The following is a 21490-nucleotide window of genomic DNA, read 5'->3' on the forward strand; positions in this document are numbered from 1 at the left end:
ACTTACCATTTCTTTTCAAGTTTCTTCCGCAAAATGATCGCGGTCAAATTCATTACGAACAAAAAGAGCAGCAGAACAATAATCGCACCGGATGTTTTCTCTGCAAAAGCCCTCTCTGGACTATCGGCCCACAAATACACCTGGACTGGCAGCGCGGATGTCGGGTCCATAAAGCTGCTTGGAGGATCTGCAATAAAGGCAACCATACCAATCATCAAAAGGGGAGCCGTCTCGCCCAGCGCACGCGCCATACCCAGAATTGTTCCAGTCAACATACCCGGCAGTGCCAAAGGCAACACATGGTGGAACACTGCCTGAATGTGCGTAGCACCTAGCCCTAGCGCTGCTTCCCGAATGGATGGCGGCACAGACTGCAGCGCGACACGGCTGGCAATAATGATTGTCGGCAACGTCATCAGGGACAGAACCATACCGCCAACCAGAGCCGAAGAACGCGGCAAGCCAAAGGTGTTCAAAAAGACCGCAAGACCGAGCAAGCCGAAAATAATCGACGGCACTGTTGCGAGGTTATTGATGTTAACCTCAAGGAAAGCCGTAAGCTTATTTTTAGGCGCAAATTCCTCAAGATAGATTGCTGCAAGGATACCAATCACAAAGGATAGAACCAAACATACCACCAGTGTGAAGATAGAGCCCATCAGCGCACCCCCAATACCGGCACGCTCCGGGTCACGGCTATCACCGTTCACAAGGAAACCGGTATTGAAAGACATTCGAAGCCTGTCATCTGCGACCCATGTATCCAGCCACCCTTTCTGGCGGTCAGAAAAACTACCCAGCATATCCGGGGCAAAATCGCTTTTGTAAGCCATGTCGATATCATCGGACACAGGTATCCATACAGTTACTACAGCGGCTTGCGTCTGCTGATCCGCAATAGCCGATAGCAATTCGATATCTGAACCCTCGCCTGCCATCTTATAGGCTTCTCTGCGTGCGGAACGCCCTTTGGCATCCGGCAGATTATGCAACATGCTCTGCCGCAGCAAAGTAAAGCCGTCATCCCCATGCTCTGCAATCATCTCCTGTGGCACCTCCAGACGAACTTCCGTCTGAAAAAAGGCTCCGATACCCTGATAGACGATTGAGCCAATCAGGAAAGTCAGGAAAGCCAGGCTGAAGGCAACAGCCATTTTCCCAACAAGGTGGAAACGCCGTTCAGCACGGTACCGGCGATTAAGGCCTGGCAACGACTCCCGCGTCAGCGATGTTTTGTTAGTATCAGTCATATGCTTCTCTATACCGGTTCACAAACCAGTTCCCGACCATGTTGAACAATAGGGTTATGACAAAAAGCGCAAGGCCAAGGGCAAAAGCTGCCAGAGTTTTCGCACTGTCGAACTCCTGATCGCCTGTCAGCAGCATTACAATCTGCACAGTCACCGTCGTAACAGCTTCCAGAGGGTTTATTGTCAGGTTGGCGGCAAGACCCGCGGCCATAACCACGATCATTGTCTCGCCAACCGCGCGAGACGCTGCCAGCATCATACCGCCAGCAATGCCGGGCAATGCTGCGGGCAATACCACCTTACGAATTGTCTCTGACTTGGTCGCACCCAAACCGATAGACCCTTCGCGCAAGGATGCAGGCACGGCAGAAATCACGTCGTCTGAAATCGAGGATACAAGCGGAATGATCATCACGCCCATCACAAGACCGGCAGCCAGAGCAGACTCAGATGCAATCTCCAGCCCAATCGCAGCCCCTGCATCCCGTAATAATGGGGCAATGACAATCGCAGCGAAGAACCCGTAAACAACGGTCGGTACACCCGCGAGCACTTCAAGCGTTGGCTTCACGATAGCGCGACGTCTGGCTGACGCATATTCAGACAAATACACCGCCGAATAAATACCCAAGGGGCCTGCAACCAATAGCGCGATGGCACTGATTAAAATGGTTCCTGCCAACAAAGGCACGGCACCAAATGCCCCGGACGAGCCCACCTGATCCGAGCGCATTGCCGTTTGCGGGTTCCACTCAAGGCCGAACATGAAATCGAAAAAACTGACCTCAGAGAAAAAACGTACCGATTCCACGACGAGCGAGAAGACAATCCCGATTGTAACCAGAACCGCGATGCCGGATGAGGCTAACAGCCCAAGCTTGATCAGCCTCTCCGTCATCAGTTTTTTACCCTTGCTTGTGCCACGTAATGATGGACTTGCGGGCATATACCTGTCCTTCCAGACGATTGTTATTTACTAGGTACTACTTATTGAGCTGGCTAGTGATCTTTGAAAGAAACTCTGCTCTTTCTTCTTCACCCATCGGGATCAAACCCCGATCAGACAAATATCCTTCTTCGCCAGATGCAGCGTTACTGATGAATTCCTCGACAAACGGCTTCAGACTTTTTACCGACGTCAGGTGCTCACCCTTTACATAGAAATACAGCGGACGGGAAATTGGGTAGCTACCGTCTGCAATTGCTTCAAAGCTTACATCAACATCGTTGATTTTTGCAGCCTTAACCTTATCGCTATTCTGATCAAGGAAGCTGAAGCCAAAAATCCCAAGCGCATTTTCATTCGCATCCAGCTTTTGTACGATCAAGTTGTCATTTTCACCCGCATCAATGAAGGCACCATCTTCACGCATTGTATGACACACTGCTTTGTAAGCATTTTTGTCAGAAGACTTCAGCGCCTTGATGCTGTCAAACTGCTTGCAGCCTGCTTCCATCGCAAGCTCGAGGAACGCGTCGCGTGTACCTGATGTTGGTGGTGGGCCCAGAACTTCAATTTTTGTATTCGGCAGGGATGCATTCACATCAGACCAGGTAACATTGGTATTTTCAACCAGACTACCGTCGGCTGCAGGAATTTCTTTTGCGAGAGCAAGGAAAATATCCTTGGTTGATACAGAAAAGTCCCGTGCTGCATTAGAATTTGCCAGAACAATACCGTCATAACCAATTTTGACTTCGATGATATTCTGAACGCCGTTACCCGCACACATTTCAACTTCAGAGCTTTTGATCGCACGAGAGGCGTTGATAACGTCTACCGTATCTGAACCAACACCGGCACAGAAAAGCTTAAAACCGCCACCGGTTCCTGTGCTTTCCACGATTGGTGTTTTAAAACCGGATGTGCGGCCAAAACGTTCTGCAACAACTGTGGAAAAAGGATACACAGTGGACGAGCCAACGATGCGAACCTGATCTTCTGCATGAGCAGCAGAAGGGAGTGCAGCTGTACATGCCAGCGCGGCAGCAACCATTGCGGATTTTTTGATCTCAAACTTCATAATAAATTCTGTCTTTCATATCTATTTAAGAACGATGTTCACGGGACTCATCTCACCCGTTTGTGACAGAATTTATGACAGCTATGTTACAGTTATGTGACATTGGGAAATACTAGAGATTTCACCGGAAATAATGCCTATTTTTCAGGGAGATAGACAGTAAAAATTGTGCCACTTTCCTCGCTGCTTTCGACAGAAAGTCGCCCTTTGTGGCGACCAAGGATATGCTTTACGATGGCGAGTCCAAGACCCGTCCCCCCCAGATGACGGGACCGACTGCTATCCACGCGGTAGAAACGTTCCGTCAGTCTTGGGATATGGTCCGGGCTGATAACATTGCCAAAATTGGTAACAGAGACACCCTGCATGTTTTTAGCTGCATCGCGGAACAGGCGAATCTTCAGATCGGTAGACCGATCCCCATAGTTGATCGCATTATCGATCAAATTCTGGAACACCTGTGTCAATTGATCCGTTTCACCGGCAATCGCGGGCAAGTCAGAAGCAATATCTGCCTGAACTGTCATACCTTTTTGTGCAGCGCGTTCCCGCACCAGCTTGATGATGCTTTCCAAAATAGGTTTCAGGGAAACACGCTCGCTTGGCGTGATATGCTTACGGGCCTCAGTTGCGGATAGTGCCAGCAGGTCATTGACAATCCGGTGCATTCGCCCCGCTTCTGCCGCTGTCATATCAACAAAACGGTCCCGTGTTGCCTTGTCTTCGCCAGCACGGCCTTTTAACGTTTCAAGCGTCGCGATCATGGTCGTCAGTGGTGAACGCAGTTCATGGCTGACATCGGCCACAAATGTGGACCGCATCCGTTCTGACTCGTAGGCTTTGGTCGTTTCATACAGACTGATGATCAATAGATCGTCATACCCGACCAAGGGCTGGATATAGGATGTAAAATGACGTTCGGCCTGCCCCTTGGTACTGAAATTACTGGTCAGGCGTTCATTGGTATGCACCACACGGTCAATCGCATCCAGAAACCCTGGGTCCCGGATAACCATAGACATATCCAGTCCGACATTAGCTGACGGAAACATGTCTTCAAACTGGCGGTTAAAAGCAACAAGGTGACGGTCATACCCCACCAGCAAGGCAGGTAACGGCATCCAGTTCAGATCTGGTAAATATTCAGGTTTCAAAGGTGTCATGCCGTTTGATTACCGGATATATATTACAATTAAAAGACAATAATAAAGGCCCGCCAGCACCATGCCAGCAGGCCTTTGCAAAAATTGTAATGCCGCAGAAAAGCCTACAGACCAATGAAAGGCTGTACAAGCCGACCAATAAAACTATGCAGTTTGATAGGGGCTTCCGTCACCACAAGACAGATACAGTCTTCACCTTCATCAATCACCGGATGATGGTCTTTTGTGTCCGTATCAGCCAATTCGATCATGCCGGGTGTATAATGGGATGCACCCACCTGATAGCCGCCCTGCAGCACCAAAGTCATCTCCAGCCCGTTGTGATCATGAACCGGCATTTCGGTACCGCCGCGCGCTTTCAACAGCCACAACTTTTCACCCTTGGGGCCGTCCCACAAACGCACTTGCGACATACCGGGTCCCATCCTGCGCCATTTCAGACTGTTCAGGTCTTTATCTGCAATATATTGACTAAGCGAGGATGGCAAACTGGAAGCAGGCAATATATCTGTTCCCACCACAATCGGCGGAACAGTATCCTTCTGCTCAGTGTCCATGTGGACAGCACCAAACATGTCTTCCTCGAATGCAGTAATTTTTGCCATCACAGCATCAAAGGAATCGCTCTGCAGGCTGTCTGGCTCAGACACTTCCAAAAGTGCCCCACCAATATCTTCTGCATCCCGAAGCTTTGATTTCAAAGCCGGATGGTAATCAATGTGGGCCGCCACAACACAGGCATGGGCTTCACCAAGTGACCCTGCTGCGTAGGAAACCAGCCATTCATCCCCAATCAAGCCATGAGGCTTCATTCGTATTCTCCTAACTCTTTACGTAACGTCTTAAACGCCAACCGTATTCGTGACTTCACAGTTCCCAGCGGCAGCTGTAATCTTTCAGCAATTTCCGAATGGGACAATTCTTCAAAAAACGATAACTGGATGACTTCAACCTGCTCAGGCTTCAGGTGCTTCATTGCATTATTCACCCTGGCCGCAGTTTGTTTTTGTTCGAGAGGCTTTTCCGTTTTCTCATCGGCAACCATCTCCCCAAGGTGGTCATCGGCGTTTACCTCGGGATATTTTTGTTTCCGTACCTGATCGATATAACTGTTACGGGCAATGGTAAAAATCCAGGTCGATAACCGCGCTTTGGCCGGATTATATTGCCCTGCTTTGCGCCATACCTTGACCATAACGTCCTGCGCCAAATCTTCAGCCAGTCTGGGATCCATACTAAGCTTGACCAGATGTGCCTTGACCCGCGGCGCAAAATAAAGAAACAGCTCCTTAAAGGCTGCTTTGTCCTTATGTTCTGCAACGCGCATCACCAAGGATTCGTACTTTTCCCGCTCTGTTATCACACTGACCCCTGACCCTGTCGCAGCTTTACGTCGAATTGGCCGAGTATCCAACGCCCCGTGCACAGAAGTCAAGGACGGCGGAAGAATATCTTCCCGTCGAAGGGGACTCGGTCTTGCGACTGTCCGGCGTGTGTCTAACATCACTTGCATGTCTGTTATTACGCAGCCGATTTACGGCTGGATCAACAAAAAATACATCGACACCGGATACCCGTTTCGATGAGGGCCGCACAAACAAAAAGGGCGCTGCAACCGCAGCACCCTTAAGCCCCCATTCCCAGCTTTCCTGTCTTTGAGTAGGGAAAAGACAGGATATTGCCTATCTAGTCGACAAGACCGGGAAAACCTTCGCCTGTGTGGAGCCAAGCGGCATGTTTGGGCGCCTTTTTCGTTTGAGACCATTCTTCAATCATTGCCGGAGCAACTCTGTGAAGTTCTTCCATCGCACCTTCCGGGCAACAATTTGCTGCCAGTTCCAGTCGGTGCCCATTTGGGTCAAAGAAATAGATCGACTTGAAAATACCGTGGTCCGTTGGACCCAGCACATCAATACCGTGGGATTCAATCTGTTTCTTCGCTGCCATAAGGGCGTCCATATCTTCCAGCTCAAAGGCAATATGCTGTACCCATTCCGGAGTATTGTGATCCCGGTCCATTTCAGGGGAGTTAGGCAGTTCAAAGAACGCCAGAACGTTGCCCATTCCTGCATCCAGGAAGATATGCATATACGGGTCCGGCGCTTTGGTCGACGGCACCTGGTCTTCGGCAATCGCCAACACCAGGTCCATATCCATTACGTCCCGGTAAAAATCGACTGTTTCCTTCGCATCCCGGCACCGATAAGCCACATGGTGTATCTTTTTAATATCCACGACCTAGCTCCTATTCTGCAGCTGAATCGCCAATGACACCGCGAGACAGCTGATCCCGTTCAATACTTTCAAACAGCGCCTTGAAATTTCCTTCGCCAAAGCCCTCGTCGTCCTTACGCTGAATAAATTCAAAGAACACCGGACCTAACTGGGTTTCAGAGAAGATTTGCAACAACAATCGCGGCGCTTCCCCATCCGTCGTACCGTCCAGAAGAATACCACGAGACTGCAACTCGGACACTGGCTCGCCGTGACCTGGCAACCGCTCTTCCAGCATATCGTAATATGTTGCCGGAGGTGCCGTCATAAAGGGCATGCCCGCTGCCTTCAATTTATCCCAGCACGCAATCAGATCATCACAGGCAAAGGCGATATGCTGGATACCTTCGCCATTATACTGCATCAGGAACTCTTCAATCTGGCCGCCACCGCCAGCGGCTTCTTCATTTAGCGGAATACGGATTTTACCGTCCGGTGCTGTCATCGCCTTAGACAGAAGGCCCGTATATTCGCCCTTGATATCGAAATAACGGATTTCCCGGAAATTGAAGATTGTCTCATAATATTTCGCCCAGTGGTCCATCCGGCCCCGGTACACATTATGGGTCAGGTGATCAAGCGTATGGAAGCCAAAGCCTTTTGGATGCTTGTCAACACCTTCAATCCAGTGAAAATCAATATCATAAATGGTCTCGCCGTCTTTGTAGCGATCAATCAGATAAACCGTCGCACCGCCAATACCCTTGATCGCAGGCAGACGCAGTTCCATCGGACCAGTTTCAACTTCTACTGGCTGCGCCCCCATTTCCAGAGCACGGTCATAGGCTTTGTGCGCGTCCCGAACCCGAAACGCCATACCGCATGCCGACGGGCCATGCTCATCCGCATAGTAAGAGGCGTGGGATTTCTTCTCGTAATTAGTAATGAAGTTAATATCGCCCTGCCGCCAAAGGTTCACATCCTTGGACCGGTGAACAGCTACTTTGGTAAAACCCATCATTTCGAAAACCGGTTCAAGGATGCCCTTTTCCGGTGCGGTGAACTCAACAAATTCAAACCCGTCCAGCCCCATCGGATTTTCAAACAAATCAGCCATTACTGTCTCCCTAACAAAACTTTGGTGAATCAATTGGCGGCATTATACGCTGATAATCCATTAGTTTCAAGTGTAACTATTAGGGGCAGTACCTCATTCCATATACGGAATAAACTCTCTGCTTTTTCTTTGACGTTACAGATTTTCGGGCTGTATTATAGGGTTATGAAAAGGTTACTGGTTGCACTGATGGGGTCGACACTCATGCCGGTTATGGCAGATGCATCTATTGCTGCGCCCGAAGACCGGGCAGACAGCCCCGGTGAGATACCTGTCGCCAGCGATCGGGAAGTCCCGCAATCGTCAACACCCACAAGTGCAGAAGTCCCGGCCCAAGAGCCGGGGGGCTCCGCACCAGAAGAAGATTGCTCCATCTGTTCCATGTCCTTTCATATTGATCAGGACCTGTTTCTACCGATCCCCAACCTGAATGAAGACAGGGATTATACGATGGGATTTATGCTGTCGTGGAATGGTGACAAAACGAAGGGCTTTTCGCGTTTTGGCTATAAGCTGCTGGATGTCATCCATGCGCCGCTTCAGCCTTTGATGACAAATTTCCGCAACACCTATTATACAACATCTGTTGGGATCAGCGCCTTCACACCGGATGACCTGACGGCAGTAGACCCGATCACCGAAGACAGGCCTTATGCCTCTCTTCTCTATCTGACCACTAGCCAGGTTTATGCAAACCCAGGCAATGATGAAGCGTTCGAGACCAGCCTGACGCTTGGTGCACTTGGCCTACCGCTGGCAGAGTGGGGGCAAACTGGCTTCCACAAAGCATGGCGCGGGGTCACTGGGGACGAAGAACCCTTTGACCCGGAAGGCTGGCACAACCAGGTTTCCGACGGCGGTGAGCCCACCATGATGTATAGGGCAGCCTGGTACAGACGCGTCCCTACCGACCGGTTCAAATTTCTGGATATTGCCTATTCCGCAGAGGCCACACTTGGGTATATGACAAGCGCAAGTGCTGGCATCGTTATGCGCCTTGGCCAGATTGATAAATCCACCCCCGTCTGGAACGTGGTCAACGCCGCCAATTATCAAAGCAACACTAACCAATATGTAGCCGTCAGACAGCGCCAACACCAGGTCTATTTCCTTGCTGGACTAAGGGGCAGCCTTGTGGGTTATAATGCCTTATTGCAGTGTCAATTCCGAGACTCTGCCCACTGTCTGAGTAGTGACCAGGTGAAGGATTTTGTCTTTGACGTATCAGCAGGATTTGGCTGGACGTTCGGCAGGGACCAAAGCAAAAATCTGATCTTCACCTGCAACAGCCGCACCACAGAACATGTCCTGACCGAAAAACGTACCCATCACTGGTGTGGGTTTAACATTAGCTGGCGGCGCTAAACATCTTAAGCATCTAAAGTCCGACAAAAGGCTATACCAAGCTTATAGCAACTAGAAATGCCGCCATAGGCTTGCCATATGGGCTTTCATCTGGCACACGCTGATAGGCCAATGGTATTAGCAGCAAAGGATTTTCCCATGACAAACAGTTTTCATCCGCCGCAACGCACATTAATGGGACCAGGTCCGTCCGATGTCAGCCCCCGCGTTCTGGAGGCACTTGGCAGACCAACTATCGGCCATCTGGATCCTGCTTTTGTTGACCTGATGGACGACATCAAAGGGTTGCTGCAATATGCATTTCAAACTGAAAACGCCCTGACACTGCCTATATCGGCCCCAGGTTCCGCAGGGATGGAAGCCGCTTTTGTTAATCTTGTCAGCCCGGGCGACAAAGTTATTGTCTGCCAGAACGGTGTCTTTGGCGGCAGGATGAAAGAGAATGTCGAACGCTGCGGTGCGACAGCCATTATGGTAGAAGACACATGGGGCACCGCGATTGACCTGAACAAAGTCAAAGAGGCTTTCACCGCAAATCCGGATGCCAAAGTTCTTGCGTTCGTGCACGCTGAAACATCCACAGGTGTGGAAAGCGATGCCAAGGCACTCTGTGCCCTTGCCCGCGAGAATAATGCCCTGACTATCGTTGACGCCGTAACATCCCTTGGCGGCATACCGCTACTGGTAGACGCATGGGGTGCAGACGCTGTCTATTCCGGCAGTCAGAAATGCCTATCCTGTGTGCCTGGCATTTCTCCCGTCACTTTCAGTCAGCGGGCAGTGGATACAATCAACGCACGTAACACCAAGGTTCAAAGCTGGTTCCTCGACATGCAACTGGTCATGGGCTATTGGGGCGGGAACAGCAAACGCGCCTACCACCACACGGCACCTGTAAACGCCATGTATGCCCTGCACGAGTCGCTCGTAGCCTTAAAGGAAGAAGGTCTTGAAAATGCGTGGGCCAGACACAGCAAGCACCATGCGGCACTGGTGGCGGGCCTGGAAGCCATGGGCCTCGACATGCTGGTTGCCAAAGAACACCGCCTGCCCCAGTTAAATCTGGTAGCAATCCCAGACGGCGTTGATGATGCCGCTGTGCGCTCGGCCCTGCTGGCTGATTATAATCTGGAAATTGGGGCCGGTCTTGGTGACCTGGCTGGCAAAGCCTGGCGGATTGGCCTGATGGGCCATGCAGCGAGCAAGCAGAATGTGCTTTTGTGCTTGTCGGCGCTCGACAATATCCTGTCTGCTGCTAATGCGCCTATACAGTCAGGGCGCGCTGTTGCCGCAGCAAATGCCATCTACGGCGTCTAACTTCTAGCTACACTTAAAAAAACGGACCGGAGGGCAAGTGCCACGGTCCGTATTAGGCTAAGGCTGCTGTCTTAAATTCTATGCTGTCGCTGCAATGACTTCGGGACTTCCCAAATATTTACTAGGCGGCATGATATTTAATTCCTGCCGCACTTCCTCTAATGGGCGCGGCAGAATTTCCTCATACATTACAGCAGGCAGCCAAGCACTTTTTCTGCCGTTTCTGTAAGCCTGCCAAATCGCACTCCATATGCCATGACCCGGTACCTTTTTATTGAAATCGTATCCGCCCATCAAAGCAATGGCAGCAAAACCAAGACTTTTTGTCTGCGCATAACTAAAGGCAACCACGCAGGCCTCTCCAAAGCCATCACGACCATAGCCAGACAGAACATGCCACAGATCATGGACATCGCGCATACGCTCCAGATACAGGCGAAAATCCTCGCTTTCAACATCAATGGGTGACACCTCACTGGCTTCGACAAGACCATCAGCCGTCAGGTTTTCTTCTTCCATGAAACTGAGATACGTCCGCCCGACTGACCCCACTGGCAGGGATGCCAGATAGTCCCGGTCCATCAGAGTATTCAACAAAACAGGACGTTCCCGCAGAATGCGCTGGCCATTTTCGGTTTTCATGAAGCGCTGAAACTGACGGGACTGCGAACTACCTGACAAAGCCTTCATAATAATGAAAACCTGCTCGGTATCTTCTTTGTTTGCGATTAAATCTTTAAGCGCCTTCCAAGCCACCCGAAACTGCAATGGGTTATGCTTGAATGTAAAATCAGTTGCAATATCCGACACTTTTCCTCACCTCTGCCGTATCCACCAACTGCACTTTATATTAAATGGACTTACTAGTCCAGTTTTATTGCAGTGGGCAAACAGAGCTACGGCATTGCCTGTTTTATTGCCTTTGCTTCGCCGGATATATTCCTGCTATTCAGCGACAATAAAGGCTATATAACATCTTGATGATGGCATGGACTTCGGTGCTACTGATTTTATAGTAGATATTCTGCCCTTCGCGGTGTGACTGGACGATTCCCTGTTCACGCAATTTGGCAAGATGCTGGGAAACGGCAGACTGCGACAGGTCAACTGTCTCCACCAAGGCGCCTACCGTTTGCTCCCCTTCGTTCAGATGGCACAAAATCATCAATCTGCTGGGGTTTGATAATAATTTCATCATGGATGCCGCACGGTCTGCATTCGCGGACATGTTTTCAAAGGATGTTTCTTTTACTAAGGAATTTTTCATATTGAACGATATATTAGTAACTGCTAATAATTTCAAGTATTTTTACTCATAGAAAAGGAGCTATCCATGTCCAAGTCTTACCCGGAAATCATCAAACGTATTGGCACTGGTATGCGGACACTTCGCAAGGATATTCCCGACACCATGCAGGGTTTTTACGCCCTATCCCAGGCGGCGACCGCGGACGGTGCCCTTGACAAAAAGACCAAGGAACTGATTGCACTGGCCATTGGCGTTGCGACCCGGTGTGATGGCTGTATTGGTTTTCATACCAAAGCCCTGGTGGATTTGGGCGCAACCAAAGAAGAAATACAGGAAATGCTGGGGATGGCTGTTTACATGGGCGGCGGCCCGTCACTGATGTATGCGGCGGACACCATGCTGGCTTTCGAGCAGTTCACCGCTGAGAAATAAAAATCGTACATAAGTCTGGTTATATCTAAAACTCACCCTCTGCAGGAGTAGTGCCCCGTGAAATCAATAATCCTGATTGCCGCAATAATCTTGACACCCGCAGCTTTCGCCAGTGAAGAAAATCAAACGGCGCTGACCAATGAAGCCAGAGAGCTTGCAATGAATTTCGGGAAAACACTCAAGGCGCAGCTACTGACTGCTTTTGACGAAGGCGGTATTATGGCGGCCGTGTCTGTTTGTAATGCCCAAGCCCCGCAAATTGCCCAAGACTTTAAAAAAAGCACTGGCTGGACTGTCGGACGCACATCCCTCAAACCCAGGAACACTGCCAATGCGCCCTCCCAGTGGCAGGTAGAAATGCTGCAGATGTTCGAACAGCAGAAACTGGACGGCATGCCCCTGAAGGAGCTGGAATGGTCAGAAACGGCCGGTGGTACATTTCGGTATATGAAGGCCATACCTACTGGCGCGCTTTGCACTGCTTGTCACGGGACCGATATTGAACCTGAACTGCAAACGCACATAACCTCTATGTATCCTGACGACAAAGCCACAGGGTTTCAGACAGGCGACATTCGCGGCGCTTTTGTACTCACACGAGAAGTAATAGACGAATAGCATCACCCTCGCATTGAGGGGACCAAACCAGATAATATTGAAAATTAAGATCCTGTTAACTTTACACTTTAAATCAATAACTTAAGATGCCTCCTGAAATGGTAGCAAGTGCATACGGGATCTAAATATGAAATTAAAAGTGCTGGCAGTTACGGGTCTGATTAGTCTTCTGTACGGATGTGGTTCAAATGAAATAGACGTCGTTAAAAATGGGAGACTGCATGAAAAAGCGGCCTTTACCATCGGCGATATATTCGACAACAGAGCCCTGTGCAGTTCAACGTCATGGGACTACACAACCGACGACAAGGGCCGGGAAGTTGTTGAATATTCATGTACCCTGAACGGCAGCAAGGCACTCCTTGATCTGATGTACCATAGCTATGCAAATGCTCATGCTGCAAGCCTGAGTGGAGCGCTGCAATCCAGCCAGCAAAAACTTAACTCTTTGACAACCAGGATTGAGGAAAACAAAGAGAAGATAGCCAAATATGAGCGTGGAATTGTTTCCATCAAGGACACTATTCCTCAGCTGGAAGCGGGCATGGCGGAAGCTGTTTCAGATGTGGAACGGCAGAATTACAGCAGTACACTGACTTCCCGCAGAAATGAGATCCAGCAACTAGTCCGCGCCAAAGAATATGCGATGAATGAACTTGAAAAAAGCGAAGACAGTTATCAGACTTTAGCATCCCGTATCGAAGAAGAAATGAAAGCTCAAGGACCTGAAGTATCAGACATCCTTGATACTTTTAAAGACCGCTTTTATGCTGATGACCCTATATTCACAGAATATTATCAGTGGACCGTTCAAGACCAGTCTTACCATCTTGCCGCAGCAGGAATGCGCTTAGAAAGAGACGGAGAAGTTGAAAGTTTCGTCCCCTATGGCGATAGAGGCATTGAGGAAGCACTAGCCATTGCACACGGAAAACCGATCGAATTTTCCGCCATTGAGGATTCTAAATTCTATTTTTACAAAGCTGACTGGTTACTGGAGGAGTACAAAAAAAGCCCTTAATCGTCAGACTTGGCGGCGCAGTAATACCAGCAGTACCAGGAATTCCTGCTGGTCCAGAAGTAGAAGCCCTGACCGTCTTGTCAGGGCTTTATTGCCTGTCGGTAACTTCCTGGAAAACTGGCGATCTCTTTACTCAGCAGGCCTAAGGTCATACAAAACCTGCGCATCAACCCAGAAAATATCGACATTCTCATAACTATCTGACCCAACATTGCGGCTAAAGAACAAATATTTACCATCTGGTGTCACTGATGCTGATGCTTCCCAGGCATCTGTATTAATAGCATCGCCCAGATTAATGGCCTTGCCCCATGCCCCATTCTGTTTGCGGAAACTAACATAGATATCTGAATTGCCCTGTCCGTCGTCTCTTTTTGCATCCCACAAAATGTAAGATTCGTCAGGGGCAATGAAAGGATGACTTAGATAGGTTCCTGTATTGATCTCCGCGCTCAAGGGTTTTGGCGTTTCATACTTACCGTCTATCACCCGCGAATACCGGATTGGCGCGCTTTCATTGTCTTTATCATAGGTGTCAAAATAGTATGTGCCGTTGGCTGAGGCTGTCATACGCATAATCAATATATCACTGAAAGGCGCGTCCAACTGTTTGACATCCGACCAGCCTGCATCGGTGCGTTCCATATAGCGGCGACCAAGATGAAGAGTTTTGCCGTCTGGCGCAATAAAGGGCTGACCTTTTCTGGCAGAGATACGTGTCTCCTGCCATGTCTCGCCCTCCCTTTTAAACAGGATGAATGACGAGTCTGAATATTTTTCATTCTGGGCCAGAAAGTAAAATTCCTGCATGTCAGGGGAGAAGGTACCACCGTATTCCCAGCCGTTCGTAGAGACAAGACCCGGCGCAAACACTTCAGGGATCAAACCCGGCGGTTGCTGCCCCAGATAGGGCCCCGCCACTTTAGATTCACTACCGTCCGCCTGACTGACATTGCCACCAGAAGCCGCAGCAAGGAATGCCGCCGCAAGTACCGTAAAATACCTCATGAAAATTCTCGCCTTATCGTTACGTGAAACATTCTTATTAGTCAGTTTGTACCCGACGGATATCACGCCTAGCAGGCACCATTCGTTTTCCAAAGGTATCTACGATGAACCGTTTCCAGACGGCGACCAATGATCACAGTGGACTAAAAAAGCAAAAAGCCCCGACAGTACTGTCAGGGCTTTTTAGTGGTACCCACGGCCGGAATCGAACCGGCACTCCCGCGAGGGAACCGGATTTTGAATCCGGCGCGTCTACCAATTCCGCCACGTGGGCACGCTCGAATTGGTGGCCGCATCATACTCATGTTCCCTGCCCGGTCAAGCGCAGAAATGCGGCGCTTGCATTATTTTCACCAAAAGGTCAATTGCAACATGTGCCACAGCCTGATAGAGGATTTTCAGGGTGTGTCACGAAGGGGCGACGATGATTAAACCACTGTATGACTGGACGATGTCCAAAATTAACAATCCAGCGGGTGAACGGTGGCTTGGTATCCTGTCTTTTGCTGAATCCAGTTTCTTTCCCATTCCACCTGATGTCATGCTTATTCCTATGGTCCTTGCTGACCGCGCGAAAGCATGGCGTCTGGCAACTATAACGACGATTGCCTCTGTGCTTGGTGCCGTCCTTGGATACCTGATTGGTATGTTCCTGTTTGATTCTGTTGCCCAGCCTTTGCTGGACTTATACGGCTACGGCGAAAAATATCAGGCTTTTGCGGACTATTATGACGAATACGGCATCCTGATTGTCCTTGTTGCCGGTCTTACACCGATTCCGTTCAAGGTGATCACCATTGCAAGCGGCGTGGCCGGTCTGAACCCCTTTGTTTTTATACTGTCTGCCATCCCTGCACGCGGCCTGCGTTTTTATCTGGTCGCTGGTCTTCTGTGGAAATTTGGGGAGCCTATTCGCACTTTCATTGAAAAACGACTGACACTATTATTCATACTGGGCACCGTCCTGCTGATAGGCGGTTTCGTAGCCCTGAAGTTTTTAATACCTGCTAGCTAAGTAAAAACTGTTGCGCATTACCAAGCGACAAGCGAGATAGCCCGGAAAGAGAAACCATATGATCAACACGCTGAAAACTGCCATGAACGAGCAACCGGCCCTTTTCGCAGGGACCGCAGCTTTCTTGATCCTTGCCACCGCATTTGGCTTTCAATTCGCAGGGTACCCACCGTGTGAGATGTGCTGGTGGCAACGTTATCCGTACATGGCCGTTATCGCCGCAACAATCATTGCCCTGACTTCAGGCAATCACAAAAAGACATGGTTCCTCTTTTTGCTGGCCGCCCTGTTTTTAACGGATGCAGGCATCGCGGGTTTCCATGCTGGTGTGGAACAAAAATGGTGGGAGGGACCAACCACCTGTAGTCAGGCAGTAGATTTATCAGGCGATATCTCCACAGCCCTTGAAAACATTATGAATGCACCGCTTGTACGCTGCGACGAAATACCATGGTCCCTTTTCGGCATATCCATGGCAGGCTATAATTTCTTGCTTGCACTCGCACTTGGTCTATTTTGTCTGGTGAAAGGACGTACGAATGACTAAATCAGCTGACCAGCTTCCAAAACCTGTCTTGGAAAAACAAACCCCGGCCCGCGCGCTACCCGGCGACAAACCACTTTCTGATAAAGTGGAAAGCATGCTGCGGGTTGACCATGCAGGGGAATTTGGTGCGGTCCGCATTTATGCAGGCCAGCGGGCTGTTATGGGCGACACACACCCTAAAGCCGGCCTGTTGAAGCATATGTTTGAGCAGGAAGAAGTCCACCTAGACAAATTCAACAAAATGCTGACCGAGCGCGGTGTCCGTCCTACTGCAATGGGGCCGATCTGGCACGTTGCCGGGTTTGCTCTTGGCGCTGCGACTGCGTTCATGGGGGAAAAAGCTGCCATGGCCTGCACCGCCGCTGTGGAGGAAGTCATCGAAGATCACTATCAGGAACAGCTGGACTGCCTGGAGGCGGAAAATGCTGAACCGGAGCTGCAGGAAACCATCCGTGCTTTTCAGGCAGAAGAAGTAGAACACCGGGAAATTGCCTTGCAGCACGGGGCAGAGGAAACCCCTGGTTACCCTGTCTTGTCTGGCCTGATTAAACTGGGCTGTAAGGCAGCGATTGAAATCAGCAAACGCGTCTGAAGTTCGCCACTAGGGAAATCAACATCCCGTACAGGACTCACCGTTCCAGTTCGGTGTCCCAATAGAGAAAATCACGCCAGCTTTCATGCAGATAGTTGGGCGGGAAGGCCCTTCCCCGTTCATTCAGCTCAAATGTTGTAGGCTTATAGGGTTCTTGCAATAAATGCATCCCAGCCTGCGCCGGGGTGCGCCCACCTTTGCGCAGGTTACAGGGCGAACAGGCCGCGGAAATATTGGTCCAACTAGTTTTACCGCCAAGCCGACGCGGGGTCACATGATCAAATGTCAGGTCTTTGACCGACCGTGTTTTAGTCCCGCAATATTGGCAGGTAAATTGATCACGCAAAAAGAGGTTAAAGCGGGTAAAGGCCGGATAGCGCGCAGGCCGGACATATTTCTTCAGGGCAATTACGCTGGGCAGTTTCATGGTAAAGCTGGGGGAATGGACTTCCTCCTCATACTCACTCAGAATGCTGACACGTTCGAGAAAAACAGCCTTCAGCGCCGTCTGCCAATTCCAGATACTAAGAGGATAATATGTCAGCGGTCTGAAATCCGCATTCAAAACCAGTGCCGGACAATTACCCGGCCCACTACCATCTGGTGCAAAATTGACGCCCATTTCTTGCTCCCCCTTCATAAGTCGCGGGAACAGAACCGTTGCCCAGGCAGCTGGACACACCAGCCCCACCTGTCAGTGGATATAGAGGGCAACACGTCCCATATCCAGCATCGACATAATCAAGATACAGTGTTACAGAACAATGATAAAGCACAATATTTTGTGGTTCTGATAGTACCAATGAAAAATAGCACACCAAAGAAACAAACAGCTTCCATATCGCCAATCGGCCAGCCGTTTATTACCCGCTTTGCACCAAGCCCAACCGGTCATCTGCACAAAGGCCACGCCTATTCGGCACAGCTTGCCCATGACAGGGCGACAGCGGAGGGCGGTACATTCCTCTTGCGGATTGAGGATATTGACACCGTCCGATGTCGGCCTGAATACACTGAGAGTATTTTTGAGGATCTCCACTGGCTGGGCGTCTCATGGCCAGAGCCTGTCCGTGTTCAGTCGGAGCATTTCAGAACCTATGCAGAAGCCCTACAGAAACTTCGGGATGCGGGCTTGCTGTACCCCTGCTTCTGCACCCGGAAGGATATCATGGCAGCAGGCGACAAAACCATCACCGGACCTGATGGTCCGCTTTACCCTGGCACCTGCAGACACCTGCCCGCCCCTATTGGACAGGACAAGATCGCACGCGGTACCCCGCACGCCTGGCGACTGGATACATACAAGGCACTGGCATCCCTGCAAGCGCCCCTGCCTGACTGGATTGATGAAATCCACGGCAGACAAAAGACTGACCCACTGAAGTTTGGTGATGTCATTCTGGCCCGTAAGGATACACCGACAAGCTACCATATTTCTGTTGTTGTGGATGATGCACTGCAGAATGTCAGCCATGTAATCAGAGGTATGGACCTATTTGAAGCAACCCACATCCATGTCCTTCTGCAGACACTCCTGGGTCTGCCGACGCCTGTGTATCATCATCATCCCCTGCTGCTGGAAGACGACGGGAAAAAATTCTCTAAAAGCAATCGGTCTGTTACCTTGCGGTCGCTCAGGGAAGCGGGCTATGCCCCGGATGAAGTCCTAAAGACACAACCTTGATCGCGAAGGTGTGACAAGTTGCACCTTGTATGATGGTGTAATGCCCCTATAGTCGGGCAGGAATTTTCTTGATGAAACGGATACTAACATGAAGATATTACTGATTTTGGCTGTAATCTCGGCACTTGTCACACTGGGGACACTGGTGGCCGGTGTTACCACGATGGGCAAAGGCGGCGACGCAGAGAAAAAAGGCAACAAGCTGATGCAGATGCGCGTTTTCTTCCAGGCGCTGACAATCATTCTGGTTTTCCTGACAGCCGTAACAGCAGCCGCATAAAACGATGCACTGATACGTGGCTACACGGCATAAGAGACGCAAGACCTTAAAATGGAGACAGCACCGTGGTTAAACTGACAAAAATTTATACGCGCGGCGGTGACAAAGGCCAAACATCTTTGGCGGACGGCTCACGCCTGCCGAAACACCATGTCCGTATCAGTGCCTACGGTGCCGTGGACGAAGCCAATGCAGCGATTGGTATCGTACGCCTTCACACCGAAGGCCAGGCTGATGACATGCTGGCCCGTATTCAGAATGAAATGTTTGATCTGGGCGCTGATCTATCAACCCCGGGCGACGACTTCGCCCCAAGCGAGATGACACTACGTGTTACCGAAGCGCAGGTCGCACGGCTTGAAGAAGAAATAGACTCGATGAATGAAACACTGTCTCCACTGACCAGTTTCATCCTGCCGGGGGGAACGGCGGCGTCTACATATCTGCATCTTGCCCGCACAATCGTGCGCCGGGCAGAACGGGATGCGACCGAGGCAAGCCTTGAAGTCCCGATCAATCCAGTCGCCATCAAATACCTGAACAGATTATCTGATCATCTGTTCGTTCTTGGTCGGTATCTGAATAACGGCGGTAAAAGTGATGTTTTGTGGGTGCCTGGCTCTACCCGCTAAAACCTGTCAACTATCAGACTTGACGTTACGGCCTTCTAACACTGGAGCATACACGCCGATTAGCCGGAGCAATTTTTTGCACCTGCACCGAGCAAATACAACCACCACAGGCCGGAATGCTGCACTGCAATGCATTGACTCGGGAGTATGTTTCGTTTAACCCTTTCTTTCCCAGATTTCTAACGGCCTGCGATACAGGTTTTCTGTTCCGGGAGTACGATAATAACCGGGCTGAAAAAGCCCTCACAGCTATGGGAGTAAGTCAACCATGAAAGTTATGGTCCCCGTCAAGCGGGTCGTAGACTATAATGTTAAGGTTCGTGTTAAGTCGGACAATACCGGCGTCGAACTGGCAAATGTGAAAATGTCCATGAATCCTTTCGACGAGATTGCAGTTGAAGAAGCAATCCGCCTGAAAGAAGCTGGCAAAGTTGAAGAGATTGTTGTTGTGTCGATCGGCCCAAAAGCCGCGACAGAGACAATCCGCACTGGTCTTGCGATGGGTGCTGACCGCGGTATTCTCGTTGAACATGACGACGAAATTCACCCGCTGGCCGTTGCCAAAATTCTGAAAGGCATTGTTGGCGAAGAAAACCCTGACATCGTTCTTTTGGGTAAGCAGGCAATTGATGATGATTGCAACCAGACAGGCCAGATGCTGGCACAGCTTCTAGGCTGGGCACAGGGCACGTTTGCAAGCAAGGTTGAAGCCGAAGATGGCAGCCTGAATGTTACCCGTGAAGTTGATGGCGGTCTGGAGACAGTAAAACTGAACTTGCCAGCGATCGTTACAACAGACCTTCGCCTGAACGAGCCACGGTACGCAAGTCTGCCAAACATCATGAAAGCAAAACGCAAGCCGATTGATGAGAAAACAGCAGCGGATTACGGTGTGGATGCTACGCCTCGCCTGAAGACTCTGAAGGTTGAAGAGCCTGCAGCCCGTGAAGCTGGCATCAAGGTTGAAAGCGTTGATGAGCTTGTTGGCAAACTTAAAGAGAAGGGGCTGATCTAATGACTGCACTTGTTTTTGTAGAACACGATAACGCGGAAGTTAAAGACGCAACTTTGGCAACTGTTACTGCCGCAAAAACATTCGGCGATGTGCATCTTCTTGTCGCTGGCTCTGGTTGTGCATCTGTTGGTGACGCTGCAACGAAAATCGACGGTGTGTCCAAAGTACTGGTTGCGGACGACGCGCTGTATGAGCACGCTCTGGCTGAAGAACTTGCTAACCTCGTCATTGGTCTGGCAGACAGCTATGATGCCATTCTGGCGCCAGCAACAACAACCGGCAAAAACTTCTTGCCGCGGGTTGCTGCTGCTCTTGATATGGCACAGATCTCTGACATTATCGAAGTTGTCAGCGAAGACACATTCAAACGTCCTATCTATGCCGGTAACGCAATTGCAACGGTACAGTCATCTGACGCCAAGAAAATCATCACCGTACGTGCAACTGCTTTTGATAAAGCATCCGCCGAAGGTGGTTCTGCCGCTGTGGAGACAATCTCAGCAGCTGCTGGCTCCGGTGTGTCCTCATTTGTTGGCGCAGAACTCAGCAAGTCTGACCGTCCTGAGCTGACCAGTGCGAAGATCATCATTTCTGGTGGTCGCGGCATGGGCTCTGGCGAGAACTTTGCCCTTATTGATGCCGTTGCCGATAAACTTGGTGCTGCGGTTGGTGCGTCTCGTGCTGCCGTTGATGCCGGCTTTGTTCCAAACGACTATCAGGTTGGCCAGACGGGTAAAATCGTTGCACCTGAGCTGTATATCGCTGTTGGTATTTCTGGCGCGATCCAGCACCTTGCAGGCATGAAAGACAGTAAAGTGATCGTTGCGATCAACAAAGACGAAGAAGCACCAATTTTCCAGGTTGCTGATTATGGTCTGGTCGCTGATCTGTTTGACGCAGTACCGGAGCTCGAGAAGGCTCTCTAAAAAATATCGTAGGGGCAGTAT

Annotated in this window: 24 protein-coding genes, 1 tRNA gene and 1 pseudogene; 13 read left to right on the top strand and 13 right to left on the bottom strand. The window is 50.2% G+C overall.

Going from position 1 to position 21490, the window contains the following annotated elements; genetic code table 11:
* Positions 1 to 2: 2 nt before the first annotated feature.
* From pstA to hppD, 8 genes and pseudogenes are all read right to left on the bottom strand, one after another.
* Complete coding sequence (gene pstA, locus IE181_RS00800) at positions 3 to 1250, bottom strand: phosphate ABC transporter permease PstA (RefSeq protein WP_191249664.1); 1248 nt, start codon at positions 1248 to 1250, stop codon at positions 3 to 5.
* Positions 1243 to 2187, bottom strand: a pseudogene (gene pstC / locus IE181_RS00805) (phosphate ABC transporter permease subunit PstC); the annotation flags it as partial. The gene pstA and the pseudogene pstC, both read right to left, overlap by 8 nt.
* A 46-nt stretch (positions 2188 to 2233) precedes the next feature.
* Positions 2234 to 3262, bottom strand: coding sequence for a PstS family phosphate ABC transporter substrate-binding protein (locus IE181_RS00810; protein ID WP_373308354.1), 1029 nt, complete (start codon positions 3260 to 3262; stop codon positions 2234 to 2236).
* Positions 3263 to 3411: 149 nt separating this feature from the next.
* Positions 3412 to 4437, bottom strand: a complete 1026-nt coding sequence (locus tag IE181_RS00815) for a sensor histidine kinase (RefSeq protein WP_191249667.1) — start codon at positions 4435 to 4437, stop codon at positions 3412 to 3414.
* A 104-nt stretch (positions 4438 to 4541) separates the two neighbouring features.
* Positions 4542 to 5249 carry a ChrR family anti-sigma-E factor gene (locus IE181_RS00820; protein ID WP_191249668.1) on the bottom strand — a complete coding sequence of 236 codons (708 nt, stop codon included), beginning with the start codon at positions 5247 to 5249 and terminating at the stop codon, positions 4542 to 4544.
* Positions 5246 to 5800 carry a sigma-70 family RNA polymerase sigma factor gene (locus IE181_RS00825; RefSeq protein ID WP_229819038.1) on the bottom strand — a complete coding sequence of 185 codons (555 nt, stop codon included), beginning with the start codon at positions 5798 to 5800 and terminating at the stop codon, positions 5246 to 5248. The genes IE181_RS00820 and IE181_RS00825 overlap by 4 nt, the downstream gene beginning before the upstream one ends.
* A 323-nt stretch (positions 5801 to 6123) precedes the next feature.
* Entirely contained in the window at positions 6124 to 6672 is a 549-nt protein-coding gene (locus IE181_RS00830; RefSeq protein ID WP_191249669.1) for a VOC family protein, read from the bottom strand.
* A gap of 10 nt (positions 6673 to 6682) precedes the next feature.
* A complete protein-coding gene (gene hppD / locus IE181_RS00835) occupies positions 6683 to 7768 on the bottom strand; it encodes a 4-hydroxyphenylpyruvate dioxygenase (protein WP_191249670.1) in 1086 nt (361 codons plus the stop codon).
* A 165-nt stretch (positions 7769 to 7933) separates the two neighbouring features.
* Between hppD and IE181_RS00840 the strand changes: the two genes are divergently transcribed.
* Entirely contained in the window at positions 7934 to 9133 is a 1200-nt protein-coding gene (locus tag IE181_RS00840; protein WP_191249671.1) for a lipid A deacylase LpxR family protein, read from the top strand.
* Between the two features lie 138 nt (positions 9134 to 9271).
* Positions 9272 to 10450: a pyridoxal-phosphate-dependent aminotransferase family protein gene (locus tag IE181_RS00845; protein WP_191249672.1), complete on the top strand. Its 1179-nt coding sequence runs from the start codon at positions 9272 to 9274 to the stop codon at positions 10448 to 10450.
* Positions 10451 to 10528: 78 nt separating this feature from the next.
* Here the strand turns inward: IE181_RS00845 and IE181_RS00850 are convergent, their stop codons facing one another.
* Entirely contained in the window at positions 10529 to 11260 is a 732-nt protein-coding gene (locus tag IE181_RS00850; protein WP_191249673.1) for a Coq4 family protein, read from the bottom strand.
* Between the two features lie 139 nt (positions 11261 to 11399).
* A complete protein-coding gene (locus IE181_RS00855; protein WP_229819039.1) occupies positions 11400 to 11717 on the bottom strand; it encodes an ArsR/SmtB family transcription factor in 318 nt (105 codons plus the stop codon).
* A 66-nt stretch (positions 11718 to 11783) separates the two neighbouring features.
* On the opposite strand from IE181_RS00855, the gene IE181_RS00860 reads away from it, so the two are divergent.
* The 3 genes from IE181_RS00860 to IE181_RS00870 all read left to right on the top strand — a co-directional run bounded on the left by IE181_RS00860 (position 11784) and on the right by IE181_RS00870 (position 13770).
* Positions 11784 to 12131: a carboxymuconolactone decarboxylase family protein gene (locus IE181_RS00860; protein WP_191249674.1), complete on the top strand. Its 348-nt coding sequence runs from the start codon at positions 11784 to 11786 to the stop codon at positions 12129 to 12131.
* A 57-nt stretch (positions 12132 to 12188) separates the two neighbouring features.
* Positions 12189 to 12749 (top strand): Tll0287-like domain-containing protein, encoded by a 561-nt coding sequence (locus IE181_RS00865; RefSeq protein ID WP_191249675.1) that lies wholly within the window; start codon positions 12189 to 12191, stop codon positions 12747 to 12749.
* 127 nt (positions 12750 to 12876) lie between these two features.
* Positions 12877 to 13770, top strand: coding sequence for a coiled-coil domain-containing protein (locus IE181_RS00870; protein ID WP_191249676.1), 894 nt, complete (start codon positions 12877 to 12879; stop codon positions 13768 to 13770).
* A gap of 129 nt (positions 13771 to 13899) precedes the next feature.
* Here IE181_RS00870 and IE181_RS00875 read toward each other — a convergent pair whose 3' ends face one another.
* On the bottom strand, positions 13900 to 14778 hold the full coding sequence (locus IE181_RS00875; protein ID WP_191249677.1) for a TolB-like translocation protein: 879 nt from the start codon (positions 14776 to 14778) through the stop codon (positions 13900 to 13902).
* 187 nt (positions 14779 to 14965) lie between these two features.
* Positions 14966 to 15052 (bottom strand) — tRNA-Leu (locus IE181_RS00880).
* A gap of 150 nt (positions 15053 to 15202) precedes the next feature.
* On the opposite strand from IE181_RS00880, the gene IE181_RS00885 reads away from it, so the two are divergent.
* The 3 genes from IE181_RS00885 to IE181_RS00895 all read left to right on the top strand — a co-directional run bounded on the left by IE181_RS00885 (position 15203) and on the right by IE181_RS00895 (position 16932).
* Positions 15203 to 15793 carry a YqaA family protein gene (locus IE181_RS00885; protein ID WP_191249678.1) on the top strand — a complete coding sequence of 197 codons (591 nt, stop codon included), beginning with the start codon at positions 15203 to 15205 and terminating at the stop codon, positions 15791 to 15793.
* Positions 15794 to 15851: 58 nt separating this feature from the next.
* Positions 15852 to 16340, top strand: a complete 489-nt coding sequence (locus tag IE181_RS00890) for a disulfide bond formation protein B (RefSeq protein ID WP_229819041.1) — start codon at positions 15852 to 15854, stop codon at positions 16338 to 16340.
* Positions 16341 to 16434: 94 nt separating this feature from the next.
* A complete protein-coding gene (locus tag IE181_RS00895; protein ID WP_373308355.1) occupies positions 16435 to 16932 on the top strand; it encodes a demethoxyubiquinone hydroxylase family protein in 498 nt (165 codons plus the stop codon).
* A gap of 37 nt (positions 16933 to 16969) precedes the next feature.
* Here the strand turns inward: IE181_RS00895 and IE181_RS00900 are convergent, their stop codons facing one another.
* Positions 16970 to 17554, bottom strand: coding sequence for an HNH endonuclease (locus IE181_RS00900; RefSeq protein ID WP_191249680.1), 585 nt, complete (start codon positions 17552 to 17554; stop codon positions 16970 to 16972).
* Positions 17555 to 17734: 180 nt separating this feature from the next.
* On the opposite strand from IE181_RS00900, the gene gluQRS reads away from it, so the two are divergent.
* The 5 genes from gluQRS (at position 17735) to IE181_RS00925 (ending at position 21469) form a co-directional block, all read left to right on the top strand.
* A complete protein-coding gene (gluQRS, locus tag IE181_RS00905; RefSeq protein WP_191249681.1) occupies positions 17735 to 18616 on the top strand; it encodes a tRNA glutamyl-Q(34) synthetase GluQRS in 882 nt (293 codons plus the stop codon).
* 88 nt (positions 18617 to 18704) lie between these two features.
* Complete coding sequence (locus IE181_RS00910) at positions 18705 to 18896, top strand: twin transmembrane helix small protein (protein ID WP_191249682.1); 192 nt, start codon at positions 18705 to 18707, stop codon at positions 18894 to 18896.
* 65 nt (positions 18897 to 18961) lie between these two features.
* Entirely contained in the window at positions 18962 to 19528 is a 567-nt protein-coding gene (locus IE181_RS00915) for a cob(I)yrinic acid a,c-diamide adenosyltransferase (RefSeq protein WP_191249683.1), read from the top strand.
* 268 nt (positions 19529 to 19796) lie between these two features.
* The gene (locus IE181_RS00920; protein ID WP_191249684.1) at positions 19797 to 20543 is read left to right on the top strand and encodes an electron transfer flavoprotein subunit beta/FixA family protein; all 747 of its coding nucleotides are present in this window, start codon (positions 19797 to 19799) and stop codon (positions 20541 to 20543) included.
* Positions 20543 to 21469: an electron transfer flavoprotein subunit alpha/FixB family protein gene (locus IE181_RS00925; RefSeq protein WP_191249685.1), complete on the top strand. Its 927-nt coding sequence runs from the start codon at positions 20543 to 20545 to the stop codon at positions 21467 to 21469. The genes IE181_RS00920 and IE181_RS00925 overlap by 1 nt, the downstream gene beginning before the upstream one ends.
* The last annotated feature ends 21 nt before the right edge of the window (positions 21470 to 21490 follow it).

It is taken from the genome of Kordiimonas sediminis, assembly GCF_014656395.1.
GTDB lineage: Bacteria > Pseudomonadota > Alphaproteobacteria > Sphingomonadales > Kordiimonadaceae > Kordiimonas_A > Kordiimonas_A sediminis.